This window comes from Microbispora sp. NPDC049633, assembly GCF_040675265.1.
GTDB lineage: Bacteria > Actinomycetota > Actinomycetes > Streptosporangiales > Streptosporangiaceae > Microbispora > Microbispora maris.
The window spans coordinates 21,006-47,771 of sequence record NZ_JBFAOO010000045.1 but is presented as its reverse complement, the minus strand read 5'-3'; the positions used below and the strand labels follow the sequence as shown (position 1 = coordinate 47,771).

At 72.5% G+C, this 26,766-nt stretch carries 28 protein-coding genes; 15 read left to right on the top strand and 13 right to left on the bottom strand.

What is annotated here, in order from left to right:
- Both AB0J39_RS14760 and AB0J39_RS14755 read left to right on the top strand, forming a co-directional pair.
- The coding region (locus tag AB0J39_RS14760) for a DUF4118 domain-containing protein (RefSeq protein ID WP_363464364.1) at positions 1-1,431 on the top strand (1,431 nt) is incomplete at its 5' end.
- Positions 1,428-2,096: a response regulator gene (locus AB0J39_RS14755; protein ID WP_363464362.1), complete on the top strand. Its 669-nt coding sequence runs from the start codon at positions 1,428-1,430 to the stop codon at positions 2,094-2,096. The genes AB0J39_RS14760 and AB0J39_RS14755, both read left to right, overlap by 4 nt.
- A 15-nt stretch (positions 2,097-2,111) precedes the next feature.
- On the opposite strand, the gene AB0J39_RS14750 is transcribed toward AB0J39_RS14755, so the two are convergent.
- Complete coding sequence (locus AB0J39_RS14750; protein WP_363464360.1) at positions 2,112-2,726, bottom strand: DUF6461 domain-containing protein; 615 nt, start codon at positions 2,724-2,726, stop codon at positions 2,112-2,114.
- 117 nt (positions 2,727-2,843) lie between these two features.
- On the opposite strand from AB0J39_RS14750, the gene AB0J39_RS14745 reads away from it, so the two are divergent.
- The 4 genes from AB0J39_RS14745 (at position 2,844) to AB0J39_RS14730 (ending at position 5,814) form a co-directional block, all read left to right on the top strand.
- Complete coding sequence (locus tag AB0J39_RS14745; RefSeq protein WP_363464358.1) at positions 2,844-3,059, top strand: hypothetical protein; 216 nt, start codon at positions 2,844-2,846, stop codon at positions 3,057-3,059.
- Positions 3,056-3,577: an AAA family ATPase gene (locus AB0J39_RS14740; RefSeq protein WP_363464356.1), complete on the top strand. Its 522-nt coding sequence runs from the start codon at positions 3,056-3,058 to the stop codon at positions 3,575-3,577. Before AB0J39_RS14745 ends, AB0J39_RS14740 begins: the two co-directional genes overlap by 4 nt.
- 117 nt (positions 3,578-3,694) lie before the next feature.
- Positions 3,695-4,900, top strand: a complete 1,206-nt coding sequence (locus tag AB0J39_RS14735) for an FAD-dependent oxidoreductase (protein WP_363464354.1) — start codon at positions 3,695-3,697, stop codon at positions 4,898-4,900.
- A complete protein-coding gene (locus tag AB0J39_RS14730) occupies positions 4,897-5,814 on the top strand; it encodes an RNA polymerase sigma-70 factor (protein WP_363464352.1) in 918 nt (305 codons plus the stop codon). The genes AB0J39_RS14735 and AB0J39_RS14730 overlap by 4 nt, the downstream gene beginning before the upstream one ends.
- Positions 5,815-5,822: 8 nt before the next feature.
- Here AB0J39_RS14730 and AB0J39_RS14725 read toward each other — a convergent pair whose 3' ends face one another.
- The 6 genes from AB0J39_RS14725 to AB0J39_RS14700 are packed head-to-tail and all read right to left on the bottom strand — an operon-like array spanning position 5,823 to position 12,343.
- Positions 5,823-6,530 (bottom strand): (2Fe-2S)-binding protein, encoded by a 708-nt coding sequence (locus AB0J39_RS14725; RefSeq protein WP_363464351.1) that lies wholly within the window; start codon positions 6,528-6,530, stop codon positions 5,823-5,825.
- Between the two features lie 14 nt (positions 6,531-6,544).
- A complete protein-coding gene (locus AB0J39_RS14720; protein WP_363464349.1) occupies positions 6,545-7,171 on the bottom strand; it encodes a GNAT family N-acetyltransferase in 627 nt (208 codons plus the stop codon).
- On the bottom strand, positions 7,161-9,365 hold the full coding sequence (locus tag AB0J39_RS14715; RefSeq protein WP_363464347.1) for a penicillin acylase family protein: 2,205 nt from the start codon (positions 9,363-9,365) through the stop codon (positions 7,161-7,163). Before AB0J39_RS14715 ends, AB0J39_RS14720 begins: the two co-directional genes overlap by 11 nt.
- 43 nt (positions 9,366-9,408) lie before the next feature.
- Positions 9,409-10,233: an ABC transporter ATP-binding protein gene (locus AB0J39_RS14710; protein ID WP_363464367.1), complete on the bottom strand. Its 825-nt coding sequence runs from the start codon at positions 10,231-10,233 to the stop codon at positions 9,409-9,411.
- A gap of 35 nt (positions 10,234-10,268) precedes the next feature.
- Positions 10,269-11,291: an iron chelate uptake ABC transporter family permease subunit gene (locus AB0J39_RS14705; RefSeq protein WP_363464345.1), complete on the bottom strand. Its 1,023-nt coding sequence runs from the start codon at positions 11,289-11,291 to the stop codon at positions 10,269-10,271.
- Positions 11,292-11,302: 11 nt separating this feature from the next.
- A complete protein-coding gene (locus AB0J39_RS14700; RefSeq protein ID WP_363464343.1) occupies positions 11,303-12,343 on the bottom strand; it encodes an iron chelate uptake ABC transporter family permease subunit in 1,041 nt (346 codons plus the stop codon).
- A gap of 137 nt (positions 12,344-12,480) precedes the next feature.
- On the opposite strand from AB0J39_RS14700, the gene AB0J39_RS14695 reads away from it, so the two are divergent.
- From AB0J39_RS14695 to AB0J39_RS14675, 5 genes are all read left to right on the top strand, one after another.
- A complete protein-coding gene (locus AB0J39_RS14695) occupies positions 12,481-13,524 on the top strand; it encodes an ABC transporter substrate-binding protein (protein ID WP_363464341.1) in 1,044 nt (347 codons plus the stop codon).
- 87 nt (positions 13,525-13,611) lie between these two features.
- Complete coding sequence (locus AB0J39_RS14690; protein WP_363464339.1) at positions 13,612-15,108, top strand: aspartate aminotransferase family protein; 1,497 nt, start codon at positions 13,612-13,614, stop codon at positions 15,106-15,108.
- Positions 15,095-16,390, top strand: coding sequence for a SidA/IucD/PvdA family monooxygenase (locus tag AB0J39_RS14685; RefSeq protein WP_363464337.1), 1,296 nt, complete (start codon positions 15,095-15,097; stop codon positions 16,388-16,390). The genes AB0J39_RS14690 and AB0J39_RS14685 overlap by 14 nt, the downstream gene beginning before the upstream one ends.
- A gap of 76 nt (positions 16,391-16,466) precedes the next feature.
- Positions 16,467-17,039 (top strand): GNAT family N-acetyltransferase, encoded by a 573-nt coding sequence (locus AB0J39_RS14680; protein ID WP_363464335.1) that lies wholly within the window; start codon positions 16,467-16,469, stop codon positions 17,037-17,039.
- Positions 17,036-18,850, top strand: coding sequence for an IucA/IucC family siderophore biosynthesis protein (locus tag AB0J39_RS14675; RefSeq protein WP_363464334.1), 1,815 nt, complete (start codon positions 17,036-17,038; stop codon positions 18,848-18,850). The genes AB0J39_RS14680 and AB0J39_RS14675 overlap by 4 nt, the downstream gene beginning before the upstream one ends.
- Here AB0J39_RS14675 and AB0J39_RS14670 read toward each other — a convergent pair.
- On the bottom strand, positions 18,831-19,115 hold the full coding sequence (locus AB0J39_RS14670; RefSeq protein ID WP_363464333.1) for a DUF1540 domain-containing protein: 285 nt from the start codon (positions 19,113-19,115) through the stop codon (positions 18,831-18,833). The genes AB0J39_RS14675 and AB0J39_RS14670 overlap by 20 nt on opposite strands.
- Before the next feature lie 159 nt (positions 19,116-19,274).
- Here AB0J39_RS14670 and crcB (AB0J39_RS14665) point away from each other — a divergent pair, with 159 nt between their 5' ends.
- From crcB (AB0J39_RS14665) to crcB (AB0J39_RS14655), 3 genes are read left to right on the top strand one after another with little or no spacing between them, the layout of a single operon-like run.
- Positions 19,275-19,820 carry a fluoride efflux transporter CrcB gene (crcB, locus tag AB0J39_RS14665; protein WP_363464331.1) on the top strand — a complete coding sequence of 182 codons (546 nt, stop codon included), beginning with the start codon at positions 19,275-19,277 and terminating at the stop codon, positions 19,818-19,820.
- On the top strand, positions 19,817-20,158 hold the full coding sequence (locus tag AB0J39_RS14660) for a DUF190 domain-containing protein (protein WP_363464330.1): 342 nt from the start codon (positions 19,817-19,819) through the stop codon (positions 20,156-20,158). Before crcB (AB0J39_RS14665) ends, AB0J39_RS14660 begins: the two co-directional genes overlap by 4 nt.
- Complete coding sequence (gene crcB / locus AB0J39_RS14655; protein WP_363464329.1) at positions 20,155-20,526, top strand: fluoride efflux transporter CrcB; 372 nt, start codon at positions 20,155-20,157, stop codon at positions 20,524-20,526. Before AB0J39_RS14660 ends, crcB (AB0J39_RS14655) begins: the two co-directional genes overlap by 4 nt.
- A gap of 12 nt (positions 20,527-20,538) precedes the next feature.
- Here the strand turns inward: crcB (AB0J39_RS14655) and AB0J39_RS14650 are convergent, their stop codons facing one another.
- The 4 genes from AB0J39_RS14650 to AB0J39_RS14635 all read right to left on the bottom strand — a co-directional run bounded on the left by AB0J39_RS14650 (position 20,539) and on the right by AB0J39_RS14635 (position 23,912).
- Positions 20,539-21,972, bottom strand: a complete 1,434-nt coding sequence (locus AB0J39_RS14650) for an alkaline phosphatase PhoX (protein ID WP_363464328.1) — start codon at positions 21,970-21,972, stop codon at positions 20,539-20,541.
- Positions 21,973-22,102: 130 nt separating this feature from the next.
- A complete protein-coding gene (locus tag AB0J39_RS14645) occupies positions 22,103-22,936 on the bottom strand; it encodes an alpha/beta hydrolase (protein WP_363464327.1) in 834 nt (277 codons plus the stop codon).
- A gap of 128 nt (positions 22,937-23,064) precedes the next feature.
- Positions 23,065-23,538 (bottom strand): MarR family winged helix-turn-helix transcriptional regulator, encoded by a 474-nt coding sequence (locus AB0J39_RS14640; protein WP_363464325.1) that lies wholly within the window; start codon positions 23,536-23,538, stop codon positions 23,065-23,067.
- A gap of 107 nt (positions 23,539-23,645) precedes the next feature.
- Positions 23,646-23,912 (bottom strand): hypothetical protein, encoded by a 267-nt coding sequence (locus AB0J39_RS14635; protein WP_363464323.1) that lies wholly within the window; start codon positions 23,910-23,912, stop codon positions 23,646-23,648.
- Between the two features lie 157 nt (positions 23,913-24,069).
- On the opposite strand from AB0J39_RS14635, the gene AB0J39_RS14630 reads away from it, so the two are divergent.
- On the top strand, positions 24,070-24,393 hold the full coding sequence (locus AB0J39_RS14630; RefSeq protein WP_363464321.1) for a hypothetical protein: 324 nt from the start codon (positions 24,070-24,072) through the stop codon (positions 24,391-24,393).
- Between the two features lie 109 nt (positions 24,394-24,502).
- On the opposite strand, the gene AB0J39_RS14625 is transcribed toward AB0J39_RS14630, so the two are convergent.
- A complete protein-coding gene (locus tag AB0J39_RS14625; RefSeq protein ID WP_363464319.1) occupies positions 24,503-26,740 on the bottom strand; it encodes a heavy metal translocating P-type ATPase in 2,238 nt (745 codons plus the stop codon).
- Positions 26,741-26,766 lie beyond the last annotated feature (26 nt).

Below are 26,766 nucleotides of genomic sequence, written 5' to 3'. Positions count from 1 at the left end.
GCCGCCGGCGGCCTGCCGCTGCTCACCGCCGCGCTGCTCCCCTTCCGGGGCACGCTGGCCCTGCCGAGCGTCATCCTGCTGTTCCTGACCACCGTCGTGGGCGTGGCGTTGATCGGCGGGATGTGGCCGGCGATCACGGCGGCGGTCGCCGGCTCCCTGCTGCTGAACTTCTTCTTCACCCCGCCGCTGCACACCCTGACGATCGCGAATCCCGAGAACCTCTTCGCCCTGGTCGTCTTCGTGTTCGTCGCGGCGGCGGTCAGCATGATCGTGGACGTGGCGGCCCGCCGTACGCGGGAGGCCGCCCGCGCGGGGGCGGACGCCGAGATCCTGTCCGCGCTGGCCGGGCACGTGCTGCGCGGCGAGGCCGCCGTGCCCTCCCTGCTCGCGCGTACGCGGGAGACGTTCGGCCTGGCCGCGGTCACGCTGCTGGAACGGCGCCCCGAGGTGGGGCAGGGACCGGACGACCGGTCGGACCCGGGCTCCTGGCGGATCGTGGCCACCGCGGGGGGAGAGCCGTGCGCCTGCCCCGGCGCCGCCGACGCCGACGTGGACATCGACGACGACCTCGTGCTCGCCGCGCGCGGCCGGCTGCTCGACGCCTCGGAACGCCGCGTGATCGAGGCGTTCGCCGCGCAGGTCGCCGTGGCTCTGCGGCAGGAACGGCTGCAGGAGGAGGCCGAGCAGGCCAGGCCGCTCGCGGAGGCCGACAGGATGCGCACCGCGCTGCTCGCGGCGGTGAGCCACGACCTGCGCACCCCGCTCGCCGCAGCCAAGGCCGCCGTGGAGAGCCTGCGCGCCACCGACGTCGAGTGGTCCGCGCAGGACCGTGCCGAACTGCTGGAGACCGCGGACGAGTCGCTGGCCAGACTCGACCGTCTGGTGGCGAACCTGCTCGACATGAGCCGCCTGCAGGCCGGGGTGCTCGGCGTGGCCGCCCAGCCGGTCGCCGTCGAGGAGGTCGTGCCCCGGGCGGTCGACGACCTCGGGCCGCTCGCCGCCGAGGTGAGGCTCGACATCCCGCCCGACCTGCCCGAGGTCGTCGCCGACCCGGCGCTGCTGGAGCGGGTGCTCGCCAACGTCGTCGCCAACGCCGTCCGCTACACCCCCGCCGGGGAGAGCGTGCTCGTCACCGCCAGCAGGTACGGCGAGCGGGCCGAGATCCGGATAATCGACCGTGGGCCCGGTGTGCCGCGCGACGCCTACGACCGGATCTTCCTGCCCTTCCAGCGGCTGGGGGACCGGGACAACCACACCGGGGTCGGGCTGGGCCTGGCCCTGGCGCGCGGACTGGCCGAGGCGATGGGAGGAAAGTTGACACCCGACGAGACTCCCGGGGGAGGGCTCACCATGGTCCTCACCCTGCCCGTGGCCGTACACGCCGGCGACGTGCCCGGGCTTCCGCTGGAGCTCGGCGGCGGAGCGCCGTGAGCCGCATCCTCGTCGTCGACGACGAGCCGCAGATCCTGCGCGCGCTGCGGATCAACCTGGTCGCGCGCGGATACGAGGTCGCCGTCGCGGCGGACGGCGGCTCGGCGCTGCGCGAGGCCGCCGACCGGCGTCCCGACCTGATCGTGCTGGACCTCGGGTTGCCCGACATGGACGGAGTCGAGGTGATCCACGGCGTACGCGGCTGGAGCAGCGTGCCGATCATCGTGCTGTCGGGGCGCAGCGGCAACCAGGACAAGATCGACGCGCTGGACGCCGGGGCGGACGACTACGTCACCAAGCCCTTCGGGGTGGACGAGCTGCTGGCCCGCGTGCGGGCGGTCACCCGGCGCACCGGCCCCCGGGAGAGCGAGCCGGCCCGCGTACGGATCGGCGACCACGAGGTCGACCTGGCCGGCAAGACCGTCTCCGGCGACGTGCGGCTGACCCCGACCGAGTGGCGCATCCTCGAACTCCTCGTCCGCAACCCCGGCAAGCTGATCGGCCAGCGGCAGCTGCTGAGCGAGGTGTGGGGCGTGCGGTACGTGAAGGAGACGCACTACCTGCGCCAGTACATGGCCCAGCTCAGGCGCAAGCTGGAGCGGGATCCCGCCCATCCCGTCCACCTGATCACCGAGCCCGGCATGGGCTACCGCTTCGTCCCCTGACGCCCCCGCCCGGGCTCAGTCGTCGGGGTTCGTCGTGCCGGCGAGGAACGTCATCTCCAGCAGGGCGGGGGACAGGTCCACCCCGGTGACGACGCCCGCCAGGGCGAACGCGGCGGCGATCGGATCCCGCGGCATGGGGTCGTCGAAGCCGTCGCGGCCGAGCCCCACGTCGCGCATCTCGCCGAGCCACCGGTCGGGGTCGTCGCCGGACCGCAGGTGCGGCGCCAGGGGTTCGAACTGCGTGATCACCCGGCCGTCGATCGCGTGGGCGAAGTCGTCGGAGGCGTAGTCGTGCCTGCTGACCGCCACGACCTCGGTCCCCCGCGACACGCGCTCGAGCACGCCGGTCTCGGCGGCGACCCGCCAGCCGCCGGGCTCGACGAGGACGGTCCAGTCGCCCAGCCGCACGGCGCCGGCCCAGGCGGCGTCCATGCCGTCCGAGCTCTCCAGGCACTCCTCCGCGTTCTCGTCCAGCTCCTCGAACGTCATCTCGTCGATGGTGCTCTCGTCCACGCCCAGGCGGACGAGCACCTCCCGGGGCGCGAGCCCGCGGACGAAGGACACCCCGAAGATGGAGCCCAGCGGCCCGTCGCCGGATAACCAGCCGAATTTCACGTCGATGTCCGACATGGCGACCTCTCTCATCTGCTGCCGGACATCATGGCAGCGATCACCGTTCGGCGCCCGGCCTCCCGGCCGTCGCAGGGGGCGGGAATGTCGGTCGCGTGCGGAAGAATCGCTCTCATCATGACCACCACCACCGCGCCGATCGAGGTGCCCACCCGTTCCCTGCCGGTCGAGCTGGTCGACGGTCCAGGGGGCAGGCTCTACCTGCTCCCCTTCGCGCCGCTCACCGCGGACGACTGCGAGGCCCTGTCCGTGCTCCTCGCCGCCCGGGCCGCCGCCGTACGGCGCGGTGAAGCCGTGGCGCCGGAGCAGACCCGGCCGGAGTTCGACGCGTGATCATCTGGCTGAACGGGACGTTCGGCGTGGGCAAGACCACCACGGCGGCGGAACTCGTGCGATCGATCCCGCGGGCGCACTTCTTCGACCCCGAACAGGTCGGCGTCATGCTCACGCACGCCACGGGCCTGCCGAAGGTCGGGGACTTCCAGGACTGGACGCTGTGGCGGACGCTCGTCGTGGAGACCGTCACACGGCTGGCCGGCCAGGTCGGCGGCGTCCTCGTCCTGCCCCAGACCGTCCTGGTCGAGGACTACTGGCGGGAGATCCGCGCGGGCCTGGAGGCGGCCGGTGTCCCGCTGCGCCACTTCGTGCTCCACGCCGACCGGGCCACGCTCCTGCGGAGGATCGAGGGCGACACGCCCTCGAACTCGCGGTGGAGGCTCGACCATCTGACCGCCTACCAGGACGCCCTCCCCTGGCTCCGCCGCGAAGGCCGGCTCGTCGACACGACCGGCCTCCCGCCCGCCGGCGTCGCGGCACACATCGCCGCCACCGTCGCGCCCGACCAGCTCTGAACCGCCAGAGGCCATTCCGCAGGGCGATGTGGCGAGCGTCACATCGGGTGCGTGTCACGTACGGCCGGGCCGTTTCCATCTGCTGGTCGTCAACGGTGAGACGAGGAGGCGGAGACGATGAGCGCACGGCACGAAGACGGCGTGGCGACCACACACCGGGTGGTGATCCTGGGCGCGGGGTACGCGGGCCTGTCCGCGGCGATCCAGCTCGCGTCGCGGGTCAAGCGGAGCGGCAATGTGCGGGTGACTCTGGTGAACGCGCAGGAGCGGTTCACCGAGCGGCTGCGGCTGCACATGTCGGCGACCGGGCAGCGGCTCGCCGAGCTGAGCATCCCCGAACTGCTTGCGGGCACGGGCGCCCGCTTCGAGCGCGGATGGGTGACGGCGGTGGACGCGGACGCGAAGACCGTGCGGATCGACGACGAGCGCGTCCTGCCCTACGACACCCTGGTGTACGCGCTGGGCGGCGTGGCCGACACCGCGGCGGTGCCGGGCGCCGAGGACCACGCGTACACCCTGGACAGCGCCCAGGACGCCGGGACGCTGGCCGACCGGCTGTCGCGGCTCGGCGGCGGCACGGTGGCGGTCGTCGGCAGCGGGCTGACCGGCGTCGAGTCGGCCGCGGAGATCGCCGAGCGGCACCCGGAGCTGCGCGTCGTGCTGCTGGGCCGCAGTGAGCCCGGCGCGGACATGACCCCGAAGGCCGGCGCGTACGTGCGGTCCGCGCTCGAGCGCCTGGGCGTCGACGTACGAAGCGGGGTCGAGGTGGTGAAGGTGCTGCCCGGCACGGTCGAGCTGGCCGGCGGGCAGAGCGTGGCGGCGGACGCCGTCCTGTGGACGAGCGGCACGCGGGTGTCGCCGCTGCCGGCAGCCGCCGGGCTGACCGTCGACGCGCACGGCCGCATCGTGACCGACGCCGCCCTGCGCTCGGTCTCCCACCCCGACGTGTACGCCGTGGGCGACGCGGCGGCGATCCGCCAGGGTTACGGCGTCATGCACGGCACCTGCCAGGGCGGCATGCCGACCGGTGTCCACGCCGCGGTGTCGATCGTCCAGACGATCAAGGGCAGGCGGCCCAAGCCGTTCCGCTTCGGCTACTACCACACGCCGGTCAGCCTGGGCCGGCACGACGCGGTCGTGCAGTTCACCCACCCCGACGACAGCCCGCGGCGGCTGTACCTGACCGGCCGCGCGGCGGTCCGCTATAAGGAGACGGTGACCGCTTCACCCTGGCCCACATGGGGACGCATGAAGAAGATGCCGGCCTCGGGCGCGTTCTGGCCGCGCGGCGGCCGCTTCACCCGGTTCGGGGAGGCGCGGTGACCGAGACCGCCGACCTCGGTCAGCAGGTGTTCGTCCGGCATCGGAACCTGCTGTTCTCGGTGGCCTACCGCATCCTCGGCACCGCGGCCGACGCCGAGGACGCGGTCCAGGACGCCTGGATCAACTGGTCGGCGGCCGACCGCTCGCAGGTGGCCGACCCGAAGGCGTACCTGACGCGCATCGTGTCGAACGTGGCGCTGGAACGGCTGCGCTCCACCCAGCGCAAGCGTGAGGCCTACGTGGGGCCGTGGCTGCCGGAGCCCGTCCTCACGAGCGGCGACACCGCCGAGGCCGTCGCGGACGCCGAGTCGGTGTCGATGGCGATGCTCGTGGTGCTGGAGACGCTGAGCCCGCTCGAGCGCGCGGTGTTCGTGCTGAAGGAGGTCTTCGACTTCAGCCACGCCGAGATCGCGGAGGCGGTCGAGCGATCCGAGGCCGCGGTGCGGCAGGCCGCCCACCGCGCTCGCGAGCACGTGCGGGCCCGGCGGCCGCGCTTCGCCGCCGACCGGTCGCGGCAGCGCGCGGTCACCGAGCGGTTCTTCGCCGCCGCGACCGGCGGTGACGTGAACGCCCTGATGGAGCTGCTGTCCCCGGACGTCACCCTGTGGACCGACGGCGGCGGCAAGGTCCGCCAGGCCCTGCGCCCGGTCGTGGGCGCGGCGACGGTGGCCGCCTGGTTCGCGGCCATCGGCACCGTCGCCTATCAGGGCATCGAGCCCGCCGACATGACCACCGAGCTCACCGAGATCAACGGCGGACCGGGTGTCGTCTTCCGCGGACAGGGTCGCGTGATCGCCACCGTCACCTTCGACTTCGACTCCGAGGGCCGGATCACCGCCATTCACAACGTCGCCAACCCGGACAAACTCCAGGCGATCGCCGATGGCACCGCCCGCAGCCTCGGGACCCGGTGAGCCCCGCGTCAGCGTACGCAGCAGGTGGAGCAGGGGTCGGCGTCCGGCAGCGTCACCCACAGGCAGCACGTGCGGCGGCGGTATCCGTCGCCGTCGGGCACGAGCAGTCCGGCCACGGGCGGCCCGATCTCGTCGAGCAGCCGGGCCGCCTCGTCGTACGACCCGAGCGCGAGCAGCGGGTGGGCGACCGCCTCGGCGGTGGACCCCCACAGGGTGCGCTCGCCCACCTTGGTCGCGGCGCTGAGGGCTCTGACGAACGGATACTGGCTCTCCAGGAGCGCCTCCCTGATGGCCGTCGCGAGGTCGGGGACGACGACGGTGCCGTCGGCCCCGGCCAGCGGGTCGCCGGGGAGCACGGCCACGGTCACCCGGGACGCCGCCACCGTCACACCCGCCGCGGACGGCCTGAGCAGCGTGTCCTCCAGCCGCATCAGCGGCACCCGGCGACCGAGAGCCCAGCCCAGGGCCATCGGCATCGTGTGCCAGTATCCGTAGGTCTTCCACAGCAGCGCCGCCGCCACGTGACGCGGCGCGCTCCACTGGGCCGCCGTCGCGTCCACCAGCGCGAGCAGCCCCTCGTACGGCTCCCGCACGAGGGAGGCGGCGGGGATCCAGCCGGGGGAGTCGTCGGCGATCAGCCTGGGCAGGACCCCCAGCACGCCGTCCCGCTCCGCCGCGAGGCCTTCCAGATGGTCGGAAAGGGCGTCGAGCAGCACTCGCACTCCTTGTGTCAGCGGTCGTCTCTGGTCAGGAAGCACAGCCGTGCCCGCTTGTCCGGCAGGTCGGCCTCGGGCCCGAGGGTGAAGCCGGTACGCAGCATCCGGGCGATCACCTTGTCGTTGCGGGCGTCCGGCTCGGCCACGATCCGGGTGTGGCGCGGGTCGGAGAACGCGTACGCGACGAGCACGGACAGCAGGGCGCCGGTGAAGCCGCGCTCGCCCTCCCCCGCCGCCGGCCCGAGGAGCAGATGGACCCCGAAGTCGCCCGGCTGGACGTCGTAGCACTCCCCGACCGGGTCGGCCCCGGGCTCGTACGTCTGGAAGAGCGCCACCGGCAGGTCGTCGCGGTGGACGAGATAGGCGTGGTGGGTGGTGAGTCCGTCCAGGTGGTCGTAGATCTCCAGCACCCGGTCGCGGCTCGCGTCCAGCATGCCCCAGAACCGGGCCCGTTCCTCGGTGACCCAGGAGTGGATCAGATCGGCGTCGGCCGGCGGATCCACCGGGACGACGCGGACGGTGCCGAATCCCTCGACCGTCTGCTCCCACACGGCTTCGCGCCGTGCGGAGGCCGTGGTGTGCGCCCCAGTGGTCAGCGGCTCGGTGGTCAGCGGCTCGGTGGTCAGCGGCTCAGTGGTCATGCTGCTCCTCGGTGAGTAGGTCCCAGTCCGTGACCACCGGCGCGAGTTCACCGCGCAGCCACAGCGGGTGCTGGTCACGCCGATGGGGGTCGTCCGGCACGCCGCTCGCGCCGAACGGGACGATCCACAGGCTCCCGTCGCGCCGGGACAGGTCCCACACGTAGCGTGCGGCGGGCCCCCGGGCGAAGTGGTGGGTGACGCCGGGCACGCTCGACGTGGACAGCACGCAGTCGTGGTCGCCGGAAAGGCCCGCCTCCGCAGGCGCCGCGTCCGGGGCCGCGTCCGGGGTCGCGGGGAACGGCACCGCCCGCCAGGAGTCGAGCCGGTGCAGGTCGCCCCACCGTACGCCGGTCGCCTCGCCGCGTGCGGTCACGTCCTCCAGCGCCGACCGGGCCAGGTCCGCGAGGGCGGCCTGGTCCAGCCCGGGCAGCCGGTCGGTCGTCAGCAGGTTCTCCAGCGCGTACGCGACGCGGGTAGTGAGCGCGAGCCACGGCCGGAAGACCTCGGGCACCTCCGCGTCCACCCCGGCGAGAGCGGCCAGGGCGGGATGTGCCGCCAGGCGCCGCACCACCTCCGCCCGGACGGCGGCGTACTCCGCCGCGCCGGTGCTGCCGGCGTCCATGCGCCGGTCCCAGCCGAGCAGCCGGTCCCGCAGGCGTACGGCCTCGGGGCCGAGCCGGTCCAGCCCGGCGAGCAGGTCAAGGAGAGGGCCCGCGCCCGGCACCAGCGTGTCGGTGTGGACGGCCGCCATCTCCCCCGCCGACCAGCGCGGCGAGCCGTCGAGCAGGCCGCTGATCCGGGCGGCGCGGTACGGCGCGGCGAACTCGACGCCGAGCGGCGTGGCGAGCCCACGCTCGTTGGCCATGACCGTGATGCCGGAGACCGCGCGGCGCGGCATCGGCGCATACCGGCCGCTCCACTCGTGCCCAGGTTCCCAGGCGGGCACGATCCGCAGCGCGTTGTCCGGGTGGCGCAGGGGCACCACACCGGCGACCCGGTGCAGCAGCCCGCCGTCGACGTCCGCGGCGAGCACGACGTTGACGGGCTCGGCCCAGCGGTCGAGCGCCTGGTCGACGTCGGCCACGGTCTTCGCGCGCAGCAGCGCCGGCAGCGCCGCGAACCCCAGGTCGCGGCGCACCCGGGGCGGATACCGCAGGCTCACCGCCTCCCACACGGTCTCCCGCTCGGAGCCGCCGGGCATGACGACCGGGCCGCGCCCGGTCTCGACGACCTCGACCTCGACCGGGCTCTCCCCCGCCACCTCGACGACCTCGACGTGCGCGGCGCACGGACGCCAGCCGTCCGGCCCGAGCGCCTCGACGCGGCCGTCGCGGCGCCGGAGCCGCTCCCGGTAGAGGTCCTGGTAGTCGGCCATGGCGTTGGTGATCGCCCAGGCGACCGAGCCGGCGTGCCCGAAGTGGGCGATGCCCGGCACACCCGGCACGGCCAGTCCCGCCACGTCGAACTCGGGACAGGCCAGGCGGATCTGCTGGTAGAAGCCGGGGTCCTCGATGAACCGGTGGGGGTCGCCCGCGATCAGGGCCGCGCCGGTGACGGTGCGCTCGCCGGGGACAAGCCAGCCGTTGCTGCCCGAGGTGCCCGGCCCGTCGGCCGCGAACAGCGCGACCGCCTCGGACCCCAGCCGTTCGGCCACCGCCTCGCGCCACAGCTTCGCCGGGAAGTGCGCGAAGAGGATGTGGTGGGACAGCCAGACCGCCATCGGTGTCCATGGCTCCCACCGGCCCGGCGCGAGCCCGGTCGCGTCGGGCCCGGTCGCGTCGGGCCCGGTCGCGTGGGGTTCTGTCGCGTGGGGTTCTGTCGCGTCGGGCCCTGCCGTCTCTCGCGGTGCCGTCTCCCTCGCGGTGGCGAACTCCGGTGCCCGGCGCGCCCCCTCGGGAAGCCCGGCGTTGACGCCGTCAACGTAGGCCCGCACCCACGCCGCCGTGTCGCCGTCGAGCGCGTGCAGGCAGCGCTCGGCGGTGTCCGCCAGCCGGGCCTGCCGGGCGAAGCGGTCCCAGGGCACGGAGTCCGGCCCGAGGACCGCCGCCGACGTGCCGGTCGCCCGGCGCCGCTCCACCTCGAGCTGCCAGGCCCGGTCCAGGGCCGTGACGCGTCCCTGGGCGAAGGCCAGTTCGTACGGATCGTCCGCGCGCAGGTGGGGGATGCCGAAGGCGTCCCGGTACAGCCGGCTCATGACGCCGCCTCCGGCAGCGGGATGCTCACGACCACGGGGATGCTCACGACGCCGCCCTCGCCGCCGATTCGGCGCGGCGGCGGGCGGCGGGGACGACCAGCGGAGTGCCGGTCTCGGGGTCGTCGATCACCCGGCAGGGCAGCCGGAAGACCTCCTCCACCAGGCCTGCGGTCATGACCTCTCCGGGCGCGCCGGCGGCCACGACCCGGCCCTCGCGCATCGCGATGAGATGGCTGGCGTAGCGGGCGGCGTGGTTGAGGTCGTGGAGCACCGCCACGAGTGTGCGGCCGCGCTCCTCGTGCAGCCGCGCGCACAGGTCGAGGACCTCGATCTGGTGGGCGATGTCCAGGTAGGTCGTCGGCTCGTCCAGGAGCAGCAGCGGCGTCTCCTGGGCCAGCGCCATCGCGATCCACACGCGCTGGCGCTGCCCTCCGGACAGCTCGTCGACCAGGCGCCCGGCCAGGTCGGCGACCCCGGTGGCCTCCATCGACTCGCGCACCACCCGCTCGTCGTCGGCCGACCACTGGCGCAGCAGCCGCTGGTGGGGATAGCGCCCGCGGCCGACCAGCTCGGCGACCGTGATGCCGTCGGGCGCGACGGACGTCTGGGGCAGCAGGCCGAGGGTCCTGGCGACCTTCTTCGCGGGCAGGGAGGTGATGTCACGCCCGTCGAGCAGCACGGTCCCGGCGGCGGGCCGGAGCGTGCGCGCCAGCGCCCGCAGCAGCGTGGACTTGCCGCAGGCGTTCGGCCCGATGATCACCGTGAAGGACCGGTCGGGGATGGTGACGTCGAGGCCCTCGGCGACGACCCTCTTGTCGTAGGAGAGGGTCAGCGCGCTGCCGCTCAGGCGCGGCCCGTCCTCGTGCATGCCCGCCACTGCCTTCCTGTCCACGATGGTCTCGGTCATATCCGTCCCGCCTTCCGCTGGGCGGCGAGCAGCCAGACGAGGTAGCCGCCGCCGAGCACCCCCGTCACCACCCCGACCGGCAACTGGTGGCCGGCGAAAAGCCGCTGCGCGGCCAGGTCGGCGCCGGTCAGCAGCGCCGCGCCCGTGCACGTCGCGGCGAGCAGGTTCGGCCCGGGCGCCCCGGTCATCCGCCTGGCCAGGTGCGGGGCGGTGAGCGCGACGAACGACACGGGCCCGGCCGCCGCCGCCGCCAGGGACGTGAGCAGCACGGCCGCCCCCAGCAGGACCAGGCGCATGCCCTGCACCCGTACACCGAGGCCGCGCGCCAGATCGTCGCCCATCTCGGTGATCGCCAGGGGGCGCGCGCAGCCGATCAGCACCACCGGCGCCAGCACCGCCATGGCGGCGAGCAGCGGGAGGACGTCCTCCCAGCCGCGCCCATCCAGGCTGCCGGTGAGCCACAGCATGGCCCGCGCCGCCTCCATCAGGCGCCCCTGGGTGAGCAGGTACCCGTTGACGCCGGTGAGGATCGCGGTGGCGCCGATGCCCACCAGAACGAGGCGGTGACCGTGCAGGCCGCCGCGCCACGCCAGGGCGTAGATGGCGACTCCGGTGACGACGCCGCCGAGCACCGCGCCGCCCGCGAGCGCCGCGCTGCCGCCCCCTGAGACGACCACGAGGAGCGCTCCGGCCGCCGAGCCCTGGGTGAAGCCGAGCAGGTCGGGGCTGCCCAGCGGGTTGCGCACGAGCGACTGGAAGACCGCGCCGGCCAGCGCGAGGGCCGCGCCCACGAGCAGCGCGGTGACGACGCGGGGCAGCCGGAGCCCGTGCACGATGAAGTCCTCGGCCGGGCTGCCGCCGCCCAGCACGGTGCGTACGACGTCGGAGGGGCTCATCGGGTAGTCGCCGCCGCCGATCGCGAGCACGCCGAACACGAGCGCGAGCAGCAGGCAGCCGGCTCCCACGGCCATGGCCCTGGGCCGCAGGGGCATACCGCCGGCGATCCTTCGCACGGGCATGGGTCCGACACTCATGCCCGGACCTTCCTTCGCACGAAGTACAGGAACAGCGGGCCGCCCAGCACCGCCGTGACGATGCCCGCCTGCAGCTCGCCGGGCCGGGCCACCAGCCGCCCGAGCACGTCGGCGCCGAGCAGCAGCACGGGCGCGAGCAGCGCGCAGCAGGGGAGCATCCAGCGCTGGTCGGGGCCGGTCAGCGCCCGGACGAGGTGCGGCACCATGAGCCCGACGAAGACGATCGGCCCGCAGGCCGCCGTCGCCGCCCCGCACAGCAGTGTCACCGCCACGATGGCGCCCGCGCGGACCCGGGCGGGGTGCGCGCCGAGCGAACGCGCCGAGTCGTCGCCGAGCGCGAGCGCGTTGAGCGGCCGGGCCAGGGCCATGGCCAGCAGCAGCCCCGCCGCGATAAACGGCGCCATCATCGCCGCGGTCCCGCCCTGCGCGCTCGCGAGGGAACCGACGGTCCAAAAGCGCATGGTCTCCAGCGAGGCGGCGTCGAGCAGCATCGTCCCGTTCACGTACGAGTAGAGCGCGGCGTTGATGGCGGCTCCCGCGAGCGCCAGCCGCGCCGGGGTGGCCGCGCGCCCGCCGCCCACCGCGTACACCAGCACCGACACGGCCGCCGCGCCGGCCAGGGCGAACCAGACGCGGCCCTGGAACGACGCCACGCCGAGCAGTCCCGCGGCGGTGGCCACCGCGGCCGAGGCGCCCGCGTTGATCCCCAGCAGTCCGGGGTCGGCCAGCGGGTTGCGGGTGAGCGCCTGCATGACGCCGCCCGCGACCCCCAGCGCGGCGCCGGCGAGCAGCCCGAGGAGGGTGCGCGGCAGCCGCATCTGGTGGACGACCGTGTAGGCGGCCGAGTCGGCGTCCACGAGTCCGTGCCAGACCTCCACCGGCGAGAGCTGCCGGGCGCCGAGCCCGAGGCTGAGCACGAGGACGGCGGCCAGCGCGATCGCCGAGCCCAGCAGCGCCGCCGCGCGCCGGCCGATTTCCGCGCGTTTTGCGGGCGCCCTCGCAGGCCTGCTGATCTGCGAAGACTCTGTGACGACCACGACCTGCTCCGGTGGGGGGCCGGGGACGAATTTCTTCGCCCCTCTGGACAAGAACTTAGGTAAGGGTAACCTAACTAGCGATCAACCCCAAGGGTCGCGTCGGCAGAAGCCCGTGCCCGACGAGAGAAAGACGAACCGTGCGAAACCTGAACACCACGATGTCCCGCCGCGGTCTCCTCGCCGCGGGCGGAGCCGCAGTCCTCGCGTTGGCGCTCGCCGCCTGCGGGTCGAGCGACCCGGCGCCCTCCGCGGCGGGCCAGAACGCGACGTCGGGTCCGAGCGCGACGTCGTGGTCCTTCACCGACGACAGGAAGGAGGCGGTCACGGCCGCGGCCGTACCGTCGCGGGTCGTGGCGTTCACGGGCGCGGCGGCGGCGCTCGCCGACTACGGGGTGCAGGACAAGGTCGTCGGCGTTTTCGGCGAGACGAAGCGCGCCGACGGCTCGCCCGACCCTCAGGCCGGCGACCTCGACGTGAACAAGGTGACGATCCTCGGCAACGTCTGGGGCGAGTTCAACATCGAGAAGTACGCGGGGCTGCGCCCCGAGCTTCTCGTCACGCACATGTACGACCCCGGCGCCCTGTGGTACGTCCCGGACGAGAGCAAGGACAAGATCGTCCAGCTCGCCCCGACCGTCGCCGTCAGCGCGGCCCGCGTCCCGATGACCCAGCCGATCGAGCGCTACGCCGCCCTCGCCGAGTCGCTCGGCGCGGACCTGAAGGCACCGAAGGTCGCCGAGGCCAAGGCCCGGTTCGAGGCCGCCGCCGAGAGCGTCCGCAAGGCGGTCGCCGACAACCCCGGGATCAAGGTCCTGGCCGCTTCGGGCAGCCCCGACGTGCTGTACGTGTCCAACCCGGAGGTCAACACCGACCTCATGTACTTCGCCCAGCTCGGGGTCGAGATCGTCCAGCCGGACAAGCCCGGCGAGGGCGGCTACTACGAGAACCTCAGCTGGGAGAACGCCGACAAGTACGACGCCGACCTGATCCTGCTCGACAACCGGAGCACCGCGCTGCAGCCCAAGGACCTGACGTCCAAGCCGGCCTGGGCCAAGCTGCCCGCCGTGGCGGCCGACCAGGTCGTCGGCTGGGACCCCGTGCCGCGCTTCTCGTACGCCGGAGCCGCCCCGATCCTGGAGAACCTGGCGACGGCGATCCGCGACGCCAAGAAGCTCGGCTGACCACACGCCGGAGAAATCACCCGGGGACACGTGTCGACTCCCAAAAGTTAGGTTCGCCTAACCTAACCTCTCACGGTAAGGATGACAATGACCTATCCCCATGCCGGGGCCGCGCGGGCGTACCTGTTCAACGACCGCACGGTGGAGGGATACCGGCGGGCGCTGGCCGCCGGCACCGAGCGGGTGGCGGAGCGGATCCGGCGCGCCGACCGGCCGTTCAGCGGCGTGTCCCCCGAACGGCTCGCGCCGCGGATCGCCGCGATCGACCTCGAACGGCCGCTGCACGACCAGGCCGCCGTCCTCGACGAGCTCGAACGGGTCTACCTGCGCGACGCCGTCTTCTTCCACCACCCCCGCTACCTGGCGCACCTCAACTGCCCGGTGGTGATCCCCGCGCTGCTGGGCGAGGCGGTCCTGTCGGCGGTGAACTCCTCGCTCGACACGTGGGACCAGAGCGCGGGCGGCACGCTCATCGAGCGCCGCCTCATCGAGTGGACGGCCGGCCGGATCGGCTTCGGCCCCGCCTCCGACGGTGTCTTCACCAGCGGTGGCACCCAGTCGAACCTCCACGCCCTGCTGCTCGCCCGCGAGGAGGCCCGCATCGGCGCCTCGACGGCGCGGCTGCGCGTGATCACCTCGGAGGCCGGGCACTTCAGCGTCCGCAAGGCGGCGAACCTGCTCGGCCTCGGCCCGGACGCGGTCGTGACCGTGGAGACCGACGCGCAGCGGCGGATGCGGCCGGCCGCGCTCGCCCGCGAGCTCGACCGCTGCCGCCGCGCCGGGCTGGTGGTCATGGCCGTGGTGGCCACCGCCGGCACCACCGACTTCGGCTCGATCGACCCATTGCCGGAGATCGCCGACCTGTGCGAATCAGCCGGGGCGTGGCTGCACGTGGACGCTGCCTACGGCTGCGGGCTGCTGGTCTCCCGCAGACGGCGGCACCTGCTCGACGGGATCGAGCGGGCCGACTCGGTCACCGTCGACTTCCACAAGTCCTTCTTCCAGCCGGTCAGCTCCAGCGCCGTGCTGGTGCGCGACGGCGCGGTCCTGCGCCACGCGGCCCACCACGCCGACTACCTCAACCCGCTGCGGATGGCCGAGCAGGGCATCCCCAACCAGGTGGACAAGAGCCTGCAGACCACCCGCCGCTTCGACGCGCTCAAACTCTGGCTGACGCTGCGGATGATGGGCCCGGACGCGGTCGGGGAGCTGTTCGACGAGGTCGTCGACCGCGCGGCCGAGGCGCACGCCCTGATCACGGAGGACCCGCGTTTCGAGGTCGTCACGCGGTCGCAGCTGAGCACGCTGGTCTTCCGCTACCTGCCGCCGGTAGGTCCCGGCCGCGAGCTGGCCGACGACGCCAACCTGTACGCCCGCGAGGCGCTCGCCGCCTCCGGCGCGGCGGTCGTCGCCGGGACCACGGTCGACGGCCGCCACTACCTGAAGTTCACCCTGCTGAACCCCGAGACCACGCTGGACGACATCGCGTACGTCCTCGACCTCCTCGCGGGGCACGCCCGGCGCTACGTGGACGAGCTCGCCCCGCACGCCGACCATCCGGGAGTTACGCATGTCCACGCATGACTTCGTCGCGATCGGGCTGGGGCCGTTCAACCTGGGCCTCGCCTGCCTGACCGAGCCCATCGCCGAGCTCGACGGCGTGTTCCTGGAGGCGAGGCCCGGCTTCGCCTGGCACCCCGGGATGATGCTCGACTCCGTGACGCTGCAGACGCCGTTCATCGCCGACCTCGTCACGCTGGCCGACCCGACCTCGCCGTACTCCTTCCTGAACTACCTGAAGGAGACCGGCAGGCTCTACCCCTTCTACATCCGTGAGAGCTTCTACCAGCTCCGGGCCGAGTACGACGCGTACTGCCGCTGGGCCGCCGGGCGCCTGGGCAGCGTCCGCTTCGGCCACCGGGTGACCTCCGTGACGTACGACGAGTTCGACGGGCACTACGTCGTGCGCGCGGTGACGGACGACGGCGAGGAGACCGAGCACAGGGCCAGGCACCTCGTGCTCGGCACCGGCACCCCGCCGCACGTGCCGGAGGCCTGCCGGGGCCTCGGCGGCGACCTCGTCCACAACACCGGCTACCTGGACGCCAAGGCCGCGCTGCAGGCGAAGGAGAGCATCACGGTCGTCGGCAGCGGGCAGAGCGCCGCCGAGATCTACCGCGACCTGCTGGCCGACATCGACACGCGCGGCTACCGGCTGAACTGGGTGACCAGGTCCCCGCGGTTCTTCCCGCTGGAATACACCAAGCTGACCCTGGAGATGACGTCCCCGGAATACGTGGACTACTTCCACGCACTGCCCGAGGACACCCGCTACCGCCTCGAAGCCGAGCAGAAGTGCCTCTACAAGGGCATCGACGCGGCGCTGATCAACGACATCTTCGACCTGCTCTACGCCAAGACCGTCGGCGGCCCGATCCCCACCCGGCTGCTGACCTGCACCGAGTTGCGCGAGGCGGCCTACGACGCCGGCCGGGGCGAGTACACGCTCGGGCTCCGCCACGTGGAGCAGGAGCGCGACCACACGCTCGTCACCCAGGGCCTCGTGCTGGCCACCGGCTACCGCTACGAGCCCCCCGCCTTCCTCGAGCCCGTACGCGACCGGATCCGGTGGGACCGGCACGGCCGGTTCGACGTGGCGAGGAACTACAGCATCGACGTCACCGGCCGGGGGATCTTCCTGCAGAACGGCGCCGCCCACGCCCACAGCGTCACCTCCCCCGACCTCGGCATGGGCCCGTACCGCAACTCGTGGATCATCAGCCAGATTCTGGGCCGCGAGTACTACCCCATCGAGAAGGCCATCGCCTTCCAGGAGTTCGGCGCGCCCGAGGGCGTGGTCGCATGAGTGAGCGAAGCGAACGAATCAATAAGCACAGTGTGACTCGCTCATGCGACCCCGAGCCGCAAGGCGAGGGGCCGGCATGAGCGAGGTCCTGTTCCGCCGTGCGGACGACCGGGTCGGCGAGCTCGCCGTACGCCGCCTCGACCCGGAGGCCGACGCGCCGACGGTGCACGCCTGGGTGACCCATCCCAAGGCGGTGTTCTGGATGATGCGCGACGCCGGCGTCGCCGACGTGGCGAAGGAGTATCGCGAGATCGTCGATCACCCGCACCGCGACGCGTTCCTCGGGCTGGTGAACGGGCGCCCGGCGTTCCTGGCCGAGAGCTACGACCCCGCCCGGGTCGAGCTGGCGGGGCTCTACGAGGCCCGGGACGGCGACGTCGGCATGCACTTCCTGTGCGCGCCGACCGGCGCCCCGGTGCACGGCTTCACCCGGGCCGTGATCACGACGGTCATGGAGTTCCTGTTCGCCGATCCCGCGACCCGGCGGGTCGTGGTCGAGCCCGACGTGCGCAACACGGCGGTCCACGCGCTCAACGCGGCCGTCGGCTTCGAGGTGGCCGGCACGGTCGCCAAGCCGGAGAAGGACGCCCTGCTGAGTTTCTGCACCCGCGAGCGGTTCCTGGCGACGACCCGGGAGGCGACGGCGTGAACCCCATCCAGGCGGTCTCCCACCTCACACCGGAGCTGTGGGAGAAGGCCAACCGGCGGCTGGTGCGCAAGGCGCTCGCCGAGTTCGCCCACGAGCGGCTGCTCACTCCGCGCCCCATCGGCGACGGCAGGTGGGCGGTGCGCGCCGATTCCGGCATGGTGGAGTACCGCTTCACCGCGACGGTGATGTCCCTCGACCACTGGCACATCGGCGAGGTCACCCGTCACCGGGCCTCGGGCGAGGTCCTGCCGCTCGACGCGCTGGAGTTCGTCACCGAGATGCGCGGCGCGCTCGGGCTGAGCGACGAGATCCTGCCGGTCTACCTGGAGGAGATCACCTCGACGCTGGCGAGCCTCGCGTACAAGCTGAGCCGCCGGCCGGCCGGCGCGGTCGAGCTGGCCAAGGCCGGTTTCCAGGAGATCGAGGCCGCCATGACCGAGGGGCACCCGTGTTTCGTGGCCAACAGCGGCCGGATCGGCTACGGGATCGACGACCACCACCGGTACGCCCCGGAGGCCGCCGCGCCCGTACGGCTGATCTGGCTGGCCGCCCATCGCGACCACACGACGTTCACCTGCTCGCGCGACATCGACTACGAACGGCTGATGCGCGGGGAACTCGGCGAGGAGGTCCTGGCCCGCTTCGCGGGCACGCTCGCCGGTCTCGGGCTCGACATGGCCGACTACCTGCTCGTGCCGGTGCACCCCTGGCAGTGGTGGAACAGGATCTCGGTGACGTTCGCGGCGGAGGTCGCCGAACGGCGCCTGGTCTGCCTGGGCCATGGCGACGACGAGCACCTCGCCCAGCAGTCGGTCCGCACGTTCTTCAACGCCAGCGCGCCGTCCAGGCACTACGTCAAAACGGCCCTGTCGGTGCTGAACATGGGCTTCATGCGGGGTCTGTCCGCGGCGTACATGGAGGCGACCCCGGCGATCAACGACTGGCTCGCCGGCCTGATCGCAGGCGACGAGGTCCTCCGCGCGACCCGGCTGACGATCATCCGTGAACGGGCCGCCGTCGGGTACCGCAACCCGCGGTACGAGGCCGCCACCGACCGCCACTCGCCGTACCGGAAGATGCTGGCGGCGCTGTGGCGGGAGAGCCCGGTCGCGGGGCTGGAGCCGGGCCGGCGCCTGGCCACCATGGCCTCCCTGCTCCACACCGACGAAGAGGGACGGTCGTTCGCGGCGGCCCTGATCGAGCGGTCGGGCCTCGCTCCAGAGGTGTGGCTGCGACGCTACCTCGACGCCTACCTCGTCCCGCTGCTGCACGCCTTCTACGCCTACGACCTGGCGTTCATGCCGCACGGCGAGAACGTCATCCTGGTCCTGGACGGCGGCGCGGTGGAACGGGTGATCTTCAAGGACATCGCCGAGGAGATCGTGGTGATGGACCCGGACGCGGACCTGCCGCCCGAGGTCGGGCGGATCCGCGCCGAGGTGCCCGAGGAGCAGCGACTTCTGTCGATCTTCACCGACGTGTTCGACTGCTTCCTGCGCTTCCTCAACGCCGTGCTGGCCACGGGCGGCGTGCTGGACGAGGACGCCTTCTGGCGGACCGTCGCCGACTGCGCGACGGCCTACCAGCGGTCGGTCCCGCACCTCGCGGAGCGGTTCCGGCGCTACGACCTGTTCGCCGAGACGCATCCCCTGTCGTGCCTCAACCGCCTGCAACTGCGGAACAACCGGCAGATGGTGGACCTGACCGACCCGTCGGCCGCGCTGCAGATGGCCGGCGACCTGGTCAACCCCATCGCCCGCTTCGCCCCGGTTCGTCGTGAGGGCGGAGGCGCTACGCCGGCGCGTACGTGAGGCAGTCGGCCTCGTCCAGGGAGTAGCCGATGTCGATGCCGGGCGCCTGGCATTCCAGCTGCACGTTGTGCCGGCAGTCGGACATCTTGCAGGCGCCCACCCGGCCCGTCGTGGAGGGGTCGCCTCCCGGCGCGGGCGCGCTGAAGAACGTGTCGCAGTGCGCGTGGGACGCGTCCCCGACCGTGATGGCGGTGGCGTGGCACATGCGGTCGCGGTTGTACGCGCACGAGGTGGCCTCGCATCGGTTGACGACGGGCATATCCATGAGCGGCTGTTCCCCTTTTGACGATCGCGGCTTTCGTCCTGACTCATACCGCCGGTGACCAGGTCGTTAAGCCCTAGGACGGATCTAGGGTCGGCAAGGAGGCGTCCGCGCGGAACCTAAACTGGGTGCTCCGACGGCAGGGGCGGGAAGGAGGAGCCCATGAGCGGCCGTCCTTCCCACGACCGGACCGCGGGGACGGGTTCCGTCGATCCGGACGCCGGCCTGGGCGACGAGCGCGCCCACTTCGAGCCCGGCGTGATCCGCCCGCGGGCGGCCCCCGCCCGTCACCGGACCTGGGACGTCCTCGCGGTTATCGCCCTCGGCGGCGGGGGCGGCAGCGTGGCCAGGTATCTGGTCGGCCTGGCGTTCCCGGCGTCGCCCACCGGATTCCCCTGGGGGACGTTCGTCGCCAACGTCACCGGCTGCCTCGCGCTCGGGGCCCTCATGGTCTTCGTCCTCGACGTCTGGCCGCCGCGCCGCTACGTCCGTCCGTTCCTCGGGGTCGGCTTCCTCGGGGGATACACGACGTTCTCCACCTTCGCCGCGGAGATCGTGGACAGGTCGGCGCGGGGCGCGTGGCCCACGGCCGCGGTGTACGCCGCGAGCAGCCTGAGCGCCGGGCTGGCCGCCGTCTGGTGCGGCATCGTCCTCGCCCGTGCCCTGGCGGGCCTGCCCGTACGGCGGCGCGGCACGGGGGACGCATGAGATCGCACGGCCCGGCGCAACGACTGACGATCCTGGTCGGGGAGGGCGACCAGTATCGGCACCGGCCTCTGTACACCGAGATCGTGCATCGGGCGCACGCGATGGGCCTGGCCGGAGCGAGCGTCTTCCGGGGCGTCGAGGGCTTCGGCGCCTCCTCGCGCATCCACACGAGCCGCCTGCTGTCGCTCGGAGAGGACCTGCCCGTCGCCGTCGTCATCGTGGACGTCCCGGAGAGGATCAGCGCGTTCCTGGCGGAGCTGGACGAACTGGTGACCGAGGGCCTGGTGATGGTCGATCCCGTGGAGGTCTACCGCTCCGTGGGACGTGCGGAGCGGTGATCCTCCTGCTGGTGTTCCTCGGCGGCGTGGTCGGCGCGCCCGCCCGTTACCTGGCCGACCGGCTGGTCCAGCGGTTGCACGACAGCGTGTTCCCCTGGGGCACGCTGTCGGTCAACCTGGCCGGGTCGCTCGTGCTCGGCGTGCTGCTCGGCGCGCGGGACGGCGTCGGGCTGCCCGCCGACGTGGTCACCCTGCTCGGCACCGGTTTCTGCGGCGCGCTCACCACGTTCAGCACGTTCGGTTTCGAGACCGTACGGCTGCTGGAGGAGGGCTCGGTCCTGGAGGCCTGTCTCAACGCGCTCGGCAGCCTGGTTCTCGGCGTCCTCGCCGCCGCCGCCGGATTCGCGCTGGCCGCCCTCCTCCTGTAGACACCCGTCGGATCAGTGGTGGCCGTGCCCGTGGCCGTGATCGTCGTGCTTCTGGGTCCAGGGGCCGGTGATCGCGAAGACGTAGCCGGGGCTCTGGATGTTGGCGAACAGGATGCGGCCGTCCTCGCTGAACGTCGGGCCGGTGAACTCGCTGTCGTTGAGCTCGTTGCGGGCCATCGGGTAGGGGGCGCCCTTGTCGGTGACGCCGACCAGGTGTGACAGGCCCTCGCCGTCCTCGGCCAGGATGACGCCGCCGTACGGCGAGACCGTGATGTTGTCCGGCCCGTCGTAGTTCGTGTCCTGCTCCGGGTCGGGGTTGACGCCGAAGATGGTCTTGAGCGTGACGGTCTCCGACTCGGGGTCGTAGAACCAGACCTGGCCGTCGTGCTCGTTGACGCTGCCGTCGTCGTGCCGGGCGAAGCTGGCGACGAAGTACGCGCCGCCGTCGCCCCACCAGGCGCCCTCCAGCTTGCGGCTGCGGGTGACCTGGCCGTCGGTGAACTGCTTGCGCACCGAGGTGGTCTTGGCATCCCGGTCCGGGACGTCGACCCACTCGACCTTGTAGCGGGTGCCCGGCTGGGTCGCCTCGGACAGGTCGGCGATGTGCCTGTTGCCCTTGCGGCACCGCATGGCCTGCAGCTTCCCGGCCGTGTCGCCGCCGGGGCCGAGGGCCAGCGCGCGCAGCGCCCCCTTGCGGCCGCGGAAGCCGTGGGGCGGGGTCCAGCGGAAGTACAGGCCGTTCGGGCCGCCCGCGTCCTCGGTCAGGTAGATCTCCGAGTTGCGCGGGTTGACCGCGACGGCCTCGTGGGAGTAGCGGCCGAGGAACTTCAGCGGCACCGGGTCCTTGTTGGCCTCGCGGTCGAACGGGTCGACCTCGAAGACGTAGCCGTGGTCCTTCTGGTACGCGCCGCCGGCCCGCTGCTCGGTCTCCTCGCAGGTCAGCCAGGTGTTCCACGGCGTGATGCCGCCCGCGCAGTTGTTGTGCGTGCCGGCCACGCTCACGTACTCGCGGACCCGGTTGCCGTTCCTGTCGACCTCGATGGTCGTCGTGCCACCCCTCGCGCCGGGGTCGTAGGTCAGGCCGGGCAGGGGCGGCACTCCGTAGGGCTCGTCACCGCCGATCTCGTGGTTGTTCACCAGCACCCAGCCGTCGCGGCCGCGGAAGCAGCCGGTGCCGTCGGCGTCGCTGGGGGTCGGCTCACCCGACTCCAGCACCGTCTTGCCGGCCTGGGCGACGATCTTGTAGGAGAAGCCCTTCGGCAGGGCGAGCAGACCGGCGGGGTCGGCGACGACCGGGCCGTACCCGGTCGTTTTGCCGATCCCCGCCTGGGCGGCCTGGGCGGCGGCGGGACCGGCGATCGCTTCGATGCTGCCGGCGATGGCGATGCCGAGACCACCGGCGGCGGCCGAGCGGATGAGATCGCGGCGGGAGAGGGAGGAACTCACAGACGTACCTTTCGGTGCATTCGGCAGGCCATGTGATCCCATTCCCCCGGACTGAACCCCTCCTTCCGCGAAACGGACGCGGGGGTGAACACGTCGCGACTATCTCAGGAAGGCAGATCTCGCCCGGGCGTCACTTGGCCAGGAAGGCGATGAGCGCGTCGGTGACCTCCTGGGCGTGGGTCCACAGCAGGCCGTGCGGAGCGCCCTCGATTTCAACGTACTCGGCCTGGGGAAGCGCCCGGTGGAAGGGGCGGCCGGTGGAGTCGATGGGCAGGATGCGGTCGGCGGTGCCGTGCACGATCAGCGTGGGGACGTCGATCTTGGGGATGTCGGCCCGGAAGTCCGTGAGCCAGGTGGGGACGACGGCGGACGAGGCGTACCACGAGGCGCCGGCCGCGGTGTTCCAGTTGGCCCGGACGACCTCCTCGCTGAGGCGGGTGCCGAGGTTCTCGTCGGTGTTGTAGAAGGCGTTGTAGAAGTCGGTGAAATAGGCGTAGCGGTCCTTGGTGACGGCGGCGGAGATGCCCTCGAACACGCTGCCGTCGACGCCCTCCGGGTTGTCCTCCGTCTTGAGCAGGAACGGTTCGAGGGAGGCCAGGAACGCGGCCTTGGCCACCCGCGCCGAGCCGTACGTGCCGAGATAGCGGCCCACCTCGCCGGTGCCCATCGAGAAGCCGACGAGGATCACATCGCGCAGGTCGAGGGTCTCCAGCAGGGTGTTCAGGTCGGCGGCGAAGGTGTCGTAGTCGTAGCCGACGGTCGGCTGGCTCGACCGGCCGAAGCCGCGGCGGTCGTAGGTGATGACGCGGTAGCCGGCGCCGAGCAGGGCGGGGATCTGCTTCTCCCACGAGTGACCGTCGAGCGGGTAGCCGTGGATGAGCACGACCGGCTGCCCGCTGCCGTGGTCCTCGTAGTACAGGTCGATGTCGGTGCTGTTCTCCTGGCCGACCGTTATGTACGCCATGGCGCGCTCCTTCTGCTCTCCGCTGCGTTCCGCAACCGGTTTCTTAGTACGCGCCAGACACTAGTCCACAATTAAGTTGTGCGCAAGGTAAACGAGTGTGCGGCGGACCGGGCAATGGAAGGAGAGGGTCAGCCCTTCCGGTTCGCGAACGCGGTGACGTTGTCCGTCAGGCGGCGCAGCGTGGCGAGAGTGCGGGTGAACTCCTCGGGTTCGAGCGCCATCGCGTCGCCGACCGCGGCGAAGACGCCGTCGCTGCGCTCCCGGAGGTTCGAGCCCTGCTCGGTCAGCGTGATCTGCACCGTGCGCTCGTCGTCGGCGCGACGCTCCCGGCGCAGCAGGCCGTTCGCCTCCAGGCGCTTGAGCAGAGGGGTCATCGTGCCGTAGTCGAGGTGCAGCGCGGCCCCGAGCTCCTTGACCGTGACGCCCTCCGCGGGGCCGTCCCACAGGACCAGCAGGACCAGGAACTGGGGGTAGGTGAGGCCCATCTCGTCGAGCAGGGGCCGGTAGAGGCCGGTGACGGCGCGGGAGGCCGCGTAGAGCGCGAAGCACATCTTGTCGTCGAGGACGCGGGGAAGCCGCTGCTCACTCTGGGTGCTCGTCATCCTCCCACTGTAGGAGCCTGGCCCGCCATCTGCACGTGCGCCGTCCAATCGGGCACGAGGTGCCGAGGATGGCGTGACCCGGCGCGGGCCGGGTCACGCCCGTCCTGTCAGCGGCACGCGCGCACCACTCGATGGGCGCCGCAGCCCGGCGTCCCCGCGCCTGCGCCCACCCGTGCGTCCAGGTCGAGGTCGACGGCCAGGTCCACGACGAGGCCGAGGCCGATGCCGAGGTTGGCGTCGACATCAAGGGCGGCCGTGGGCTCGGCGGCGGCCTTCGGCGCGTCACAGCCGCACGCGGCGTACGCGGGAGCGGTGGCGAGCAGGCCCGCGCAGGTCAGGGCGGCCACGGACAGAAGGCGGATAGGGCGACGCATGAAGATTCCTCATCTCAGATGTCACTAATCGTGTTCGATCACCACTCTTCGTATCCGATCATTGGTTGTGACAAACCCAGGGCGCTCCCGGCGGAGCACCAAGAGCCGGAGTGAAGAGGCCATTGCCCGCGGGAGCGCCCGGACGTACCTTCGACTCGTGGCCGTCATCCACAGGGAACGTGTCGCGTGGGAGAGCGCGAGAGTGTTCGTCGCGGCCGCGACGGACGACGCCTACTGGTGGCTCGGCGAGACGCTCGGCCGCCATCTCGGGCAGACGTACGAGCTCGATCTGAAGCGCACCCGCCTGCGCCTGCGACGGGACGACGACGTTCCGCGGGCCGGCCGGGCGCACGAGGACGCGCTGTCCGCCGAGGTCGCCGCCTGGCGAGCCCGGATCGAGGACGTCCTGACGGAGCGCCCGGAGATCGCGCCGGTCCTGCGGCAGGTGACCGAGGAGACCCGCGACCGCCTGCGTCACTGACGACCGTGTCACGACGACCGTGTCACGACGACCGTGTCACGACGACCGTGTCACGACGACCGCGGCCGGGTCGTCCACAGGCTGTGGACGACCCGGCCGTGAAACCCTCTCAGCGGAAGCGCCGCAGGCGCAGGCTGTTGCTGACGACGAAGACGCTGGAGAACGCCATCGCCGCCCCGGCGATCATCGGATTCAGCATCCCGGCGGCGGCCAGCGGCAGGGCCGCGACGTTATAGGCGAAGGCCCAGAACAGGTTGCCCTTGATCGTGGCCAGAGTGCGCCGCGACAGCCGGATCGCGTCCGCCGCCACCCGCAGGTCGCCCCTGACCAGGGTCAGGTCGGCGGCCTCGATGGCCACGTCGGTGCCCGTGCCCATGGCGAGGCCGAGGTCGGCCTGGGCGAGCGCGGCGGCGTCGTTGACCCCGTCGCCCACCATGGCGACGGTCCTGCCTTCGGCCTGCAGCCGCTTCACCACGTCGACCTTGTCGGCGGGCAGCACCTCGGCGATCACCTCGTCGATGCCCACCTCCGCCGCGACCGTCCGCGCGACCCGCTCGTTGTCGCCGGTCAGCAGCACCGGGGTCAGCCCGAGCGCGCGCAGGTCGCGGATCGCCTCGGCACTGGTGGCCTTGACGGTGTCGGCCACCACCAGGACCGCGCGGGCCCTGCCGTCCCAGCCGACCGCCACCGCCGTACGGCCGGCGGCCTGCGCCTCGTCCAGCGCCCGCGCGAGGTCGGCGGGCAGGTGCTGGGACCACTCGGCCAGCAGCGCGGGCCGCCCCACCAGGACGGCGTGGCCGTCCACGATGCCCTGGACGCCGAGGCCCTCGACGTTGGCGAAGTCCTCCGGCGCCGGCAGGGTGCCCACCCGTTCGGCGGCCCGCCGTGCGATCGCCTGCGCGATCGGGTGCTCGGAGGCGTGCTCCAGAGCCCCGGCCAGCCGCAGCACCTCCTCGGGGTCCTGCCCCTCGGTGGCCACGACGTCGACCAGCGTCATCTTCCCTTCGGTGACGGTGCCGGTCTTGTCGAGCACGACCGTGTCGATCGCGCGGGTCGACTCCAGCACCTCGGGGCCCTTGATCAGGATGCCGAGCTGGGCGCCGCGGCCGGTGCCGACCAGCAGCGCGGTCGGCGTGGCCAGGCCCAGCGCGCAGGGGCAGGCGATGATCAGCACCGCCACCGCGGCGGTGAAGGCCGCCTGGGCGCCCTCGCCCGTGCCGAGCCAGTAGCCGAGTGTGGCGACCGACAGCGCGATGACGATCGGCACGAAGATCCCGGAGATGCGGTCGGCCAGGCGCTGCACCTCGGCCTTGCCCGTCTGGGCCTCCTCGACCAGCCGCGCCATCTGCGCGAGCTGGGTGTCGGACCCGACCCGGGTGGCCCGCACGACCAGCCGGCCGCCCGCGTTCACCGTCGCGCCGGTCACCGCGTCACCGGTTCGCACCTCCACCGGCACCGACTCGCCGGTGAGCATCGAGGCGTCGACCGCCGAGGTCCCCTCCTCGATCACGCCGTCGGTCGCGATCTTCTCCCCCGGCCGTACGACGAAGCGGTCGCCCACAGCCAGCTCGCCGACCGGGACGCGCACCTCCCTGCCGTCGCGCAGGACGGCGACGTCCTTGGCGCCGAGTTCGAGCAGCGCCCGCAGGGCCGCGCCCGCCCGCCGCTTGGAGCGGGCCTCGAAATAGCGCCCGGCCAGGATGAACGCCGTGACCCCGGCCGCGGCCTCCAGGTAGATGTCACCGGAGCCGTCGCTGCGCTCGATCGTGAACGCGAACGGGTGGGTCATGCCGGGGGCGCCCGCGTCGCCCAGGAACAGCGCCCACAGCGACCAGCCGAGCGCCGCGATCGTGCCCAGCGACACGAGCGTGTCCATCGTGGCCGTGCCGTGGCGCAGGTTCGTCCAGGCCGCCCGGTGGAACGGCAGGCCGCCGTACACGACGACCGGAGCCGCGAGAGTGAGCGACAGCCACTGCCAGTACGTGAACTGCAGGGCGGGGATCATCGCCAGCGCGATCACCGGGACGGCGAGCACGACGGAGACGAGCAGCCGGGTGCGCAGGGGGGCGAACTCGTCCTGTGGTTCCCCGGGCGCCTGCTCCGGTTTCGGCGGCTCGGGCAGCCTGGCCGTGTATCCGGCCTTCTCCACCTCCGCCACCAGGGCCTGCGGGTCCAGGTCCACGGGGAAGGTCACCTTGGCCTTCTCCGTGGCGTAGTTGACCGTCGCGGTCACACCGTCCAGCTTGTTGAGCTTGCGCTCGATCCTGTTGGCGCACGACGCGCAGGTCATGCCGCCTATCGAAAGCTCGACCGCGCCCGTCGGCCGGTCACCGGTTGTCGCCGGCATCACCACTCCTTTCTCGCGTCGTGCCG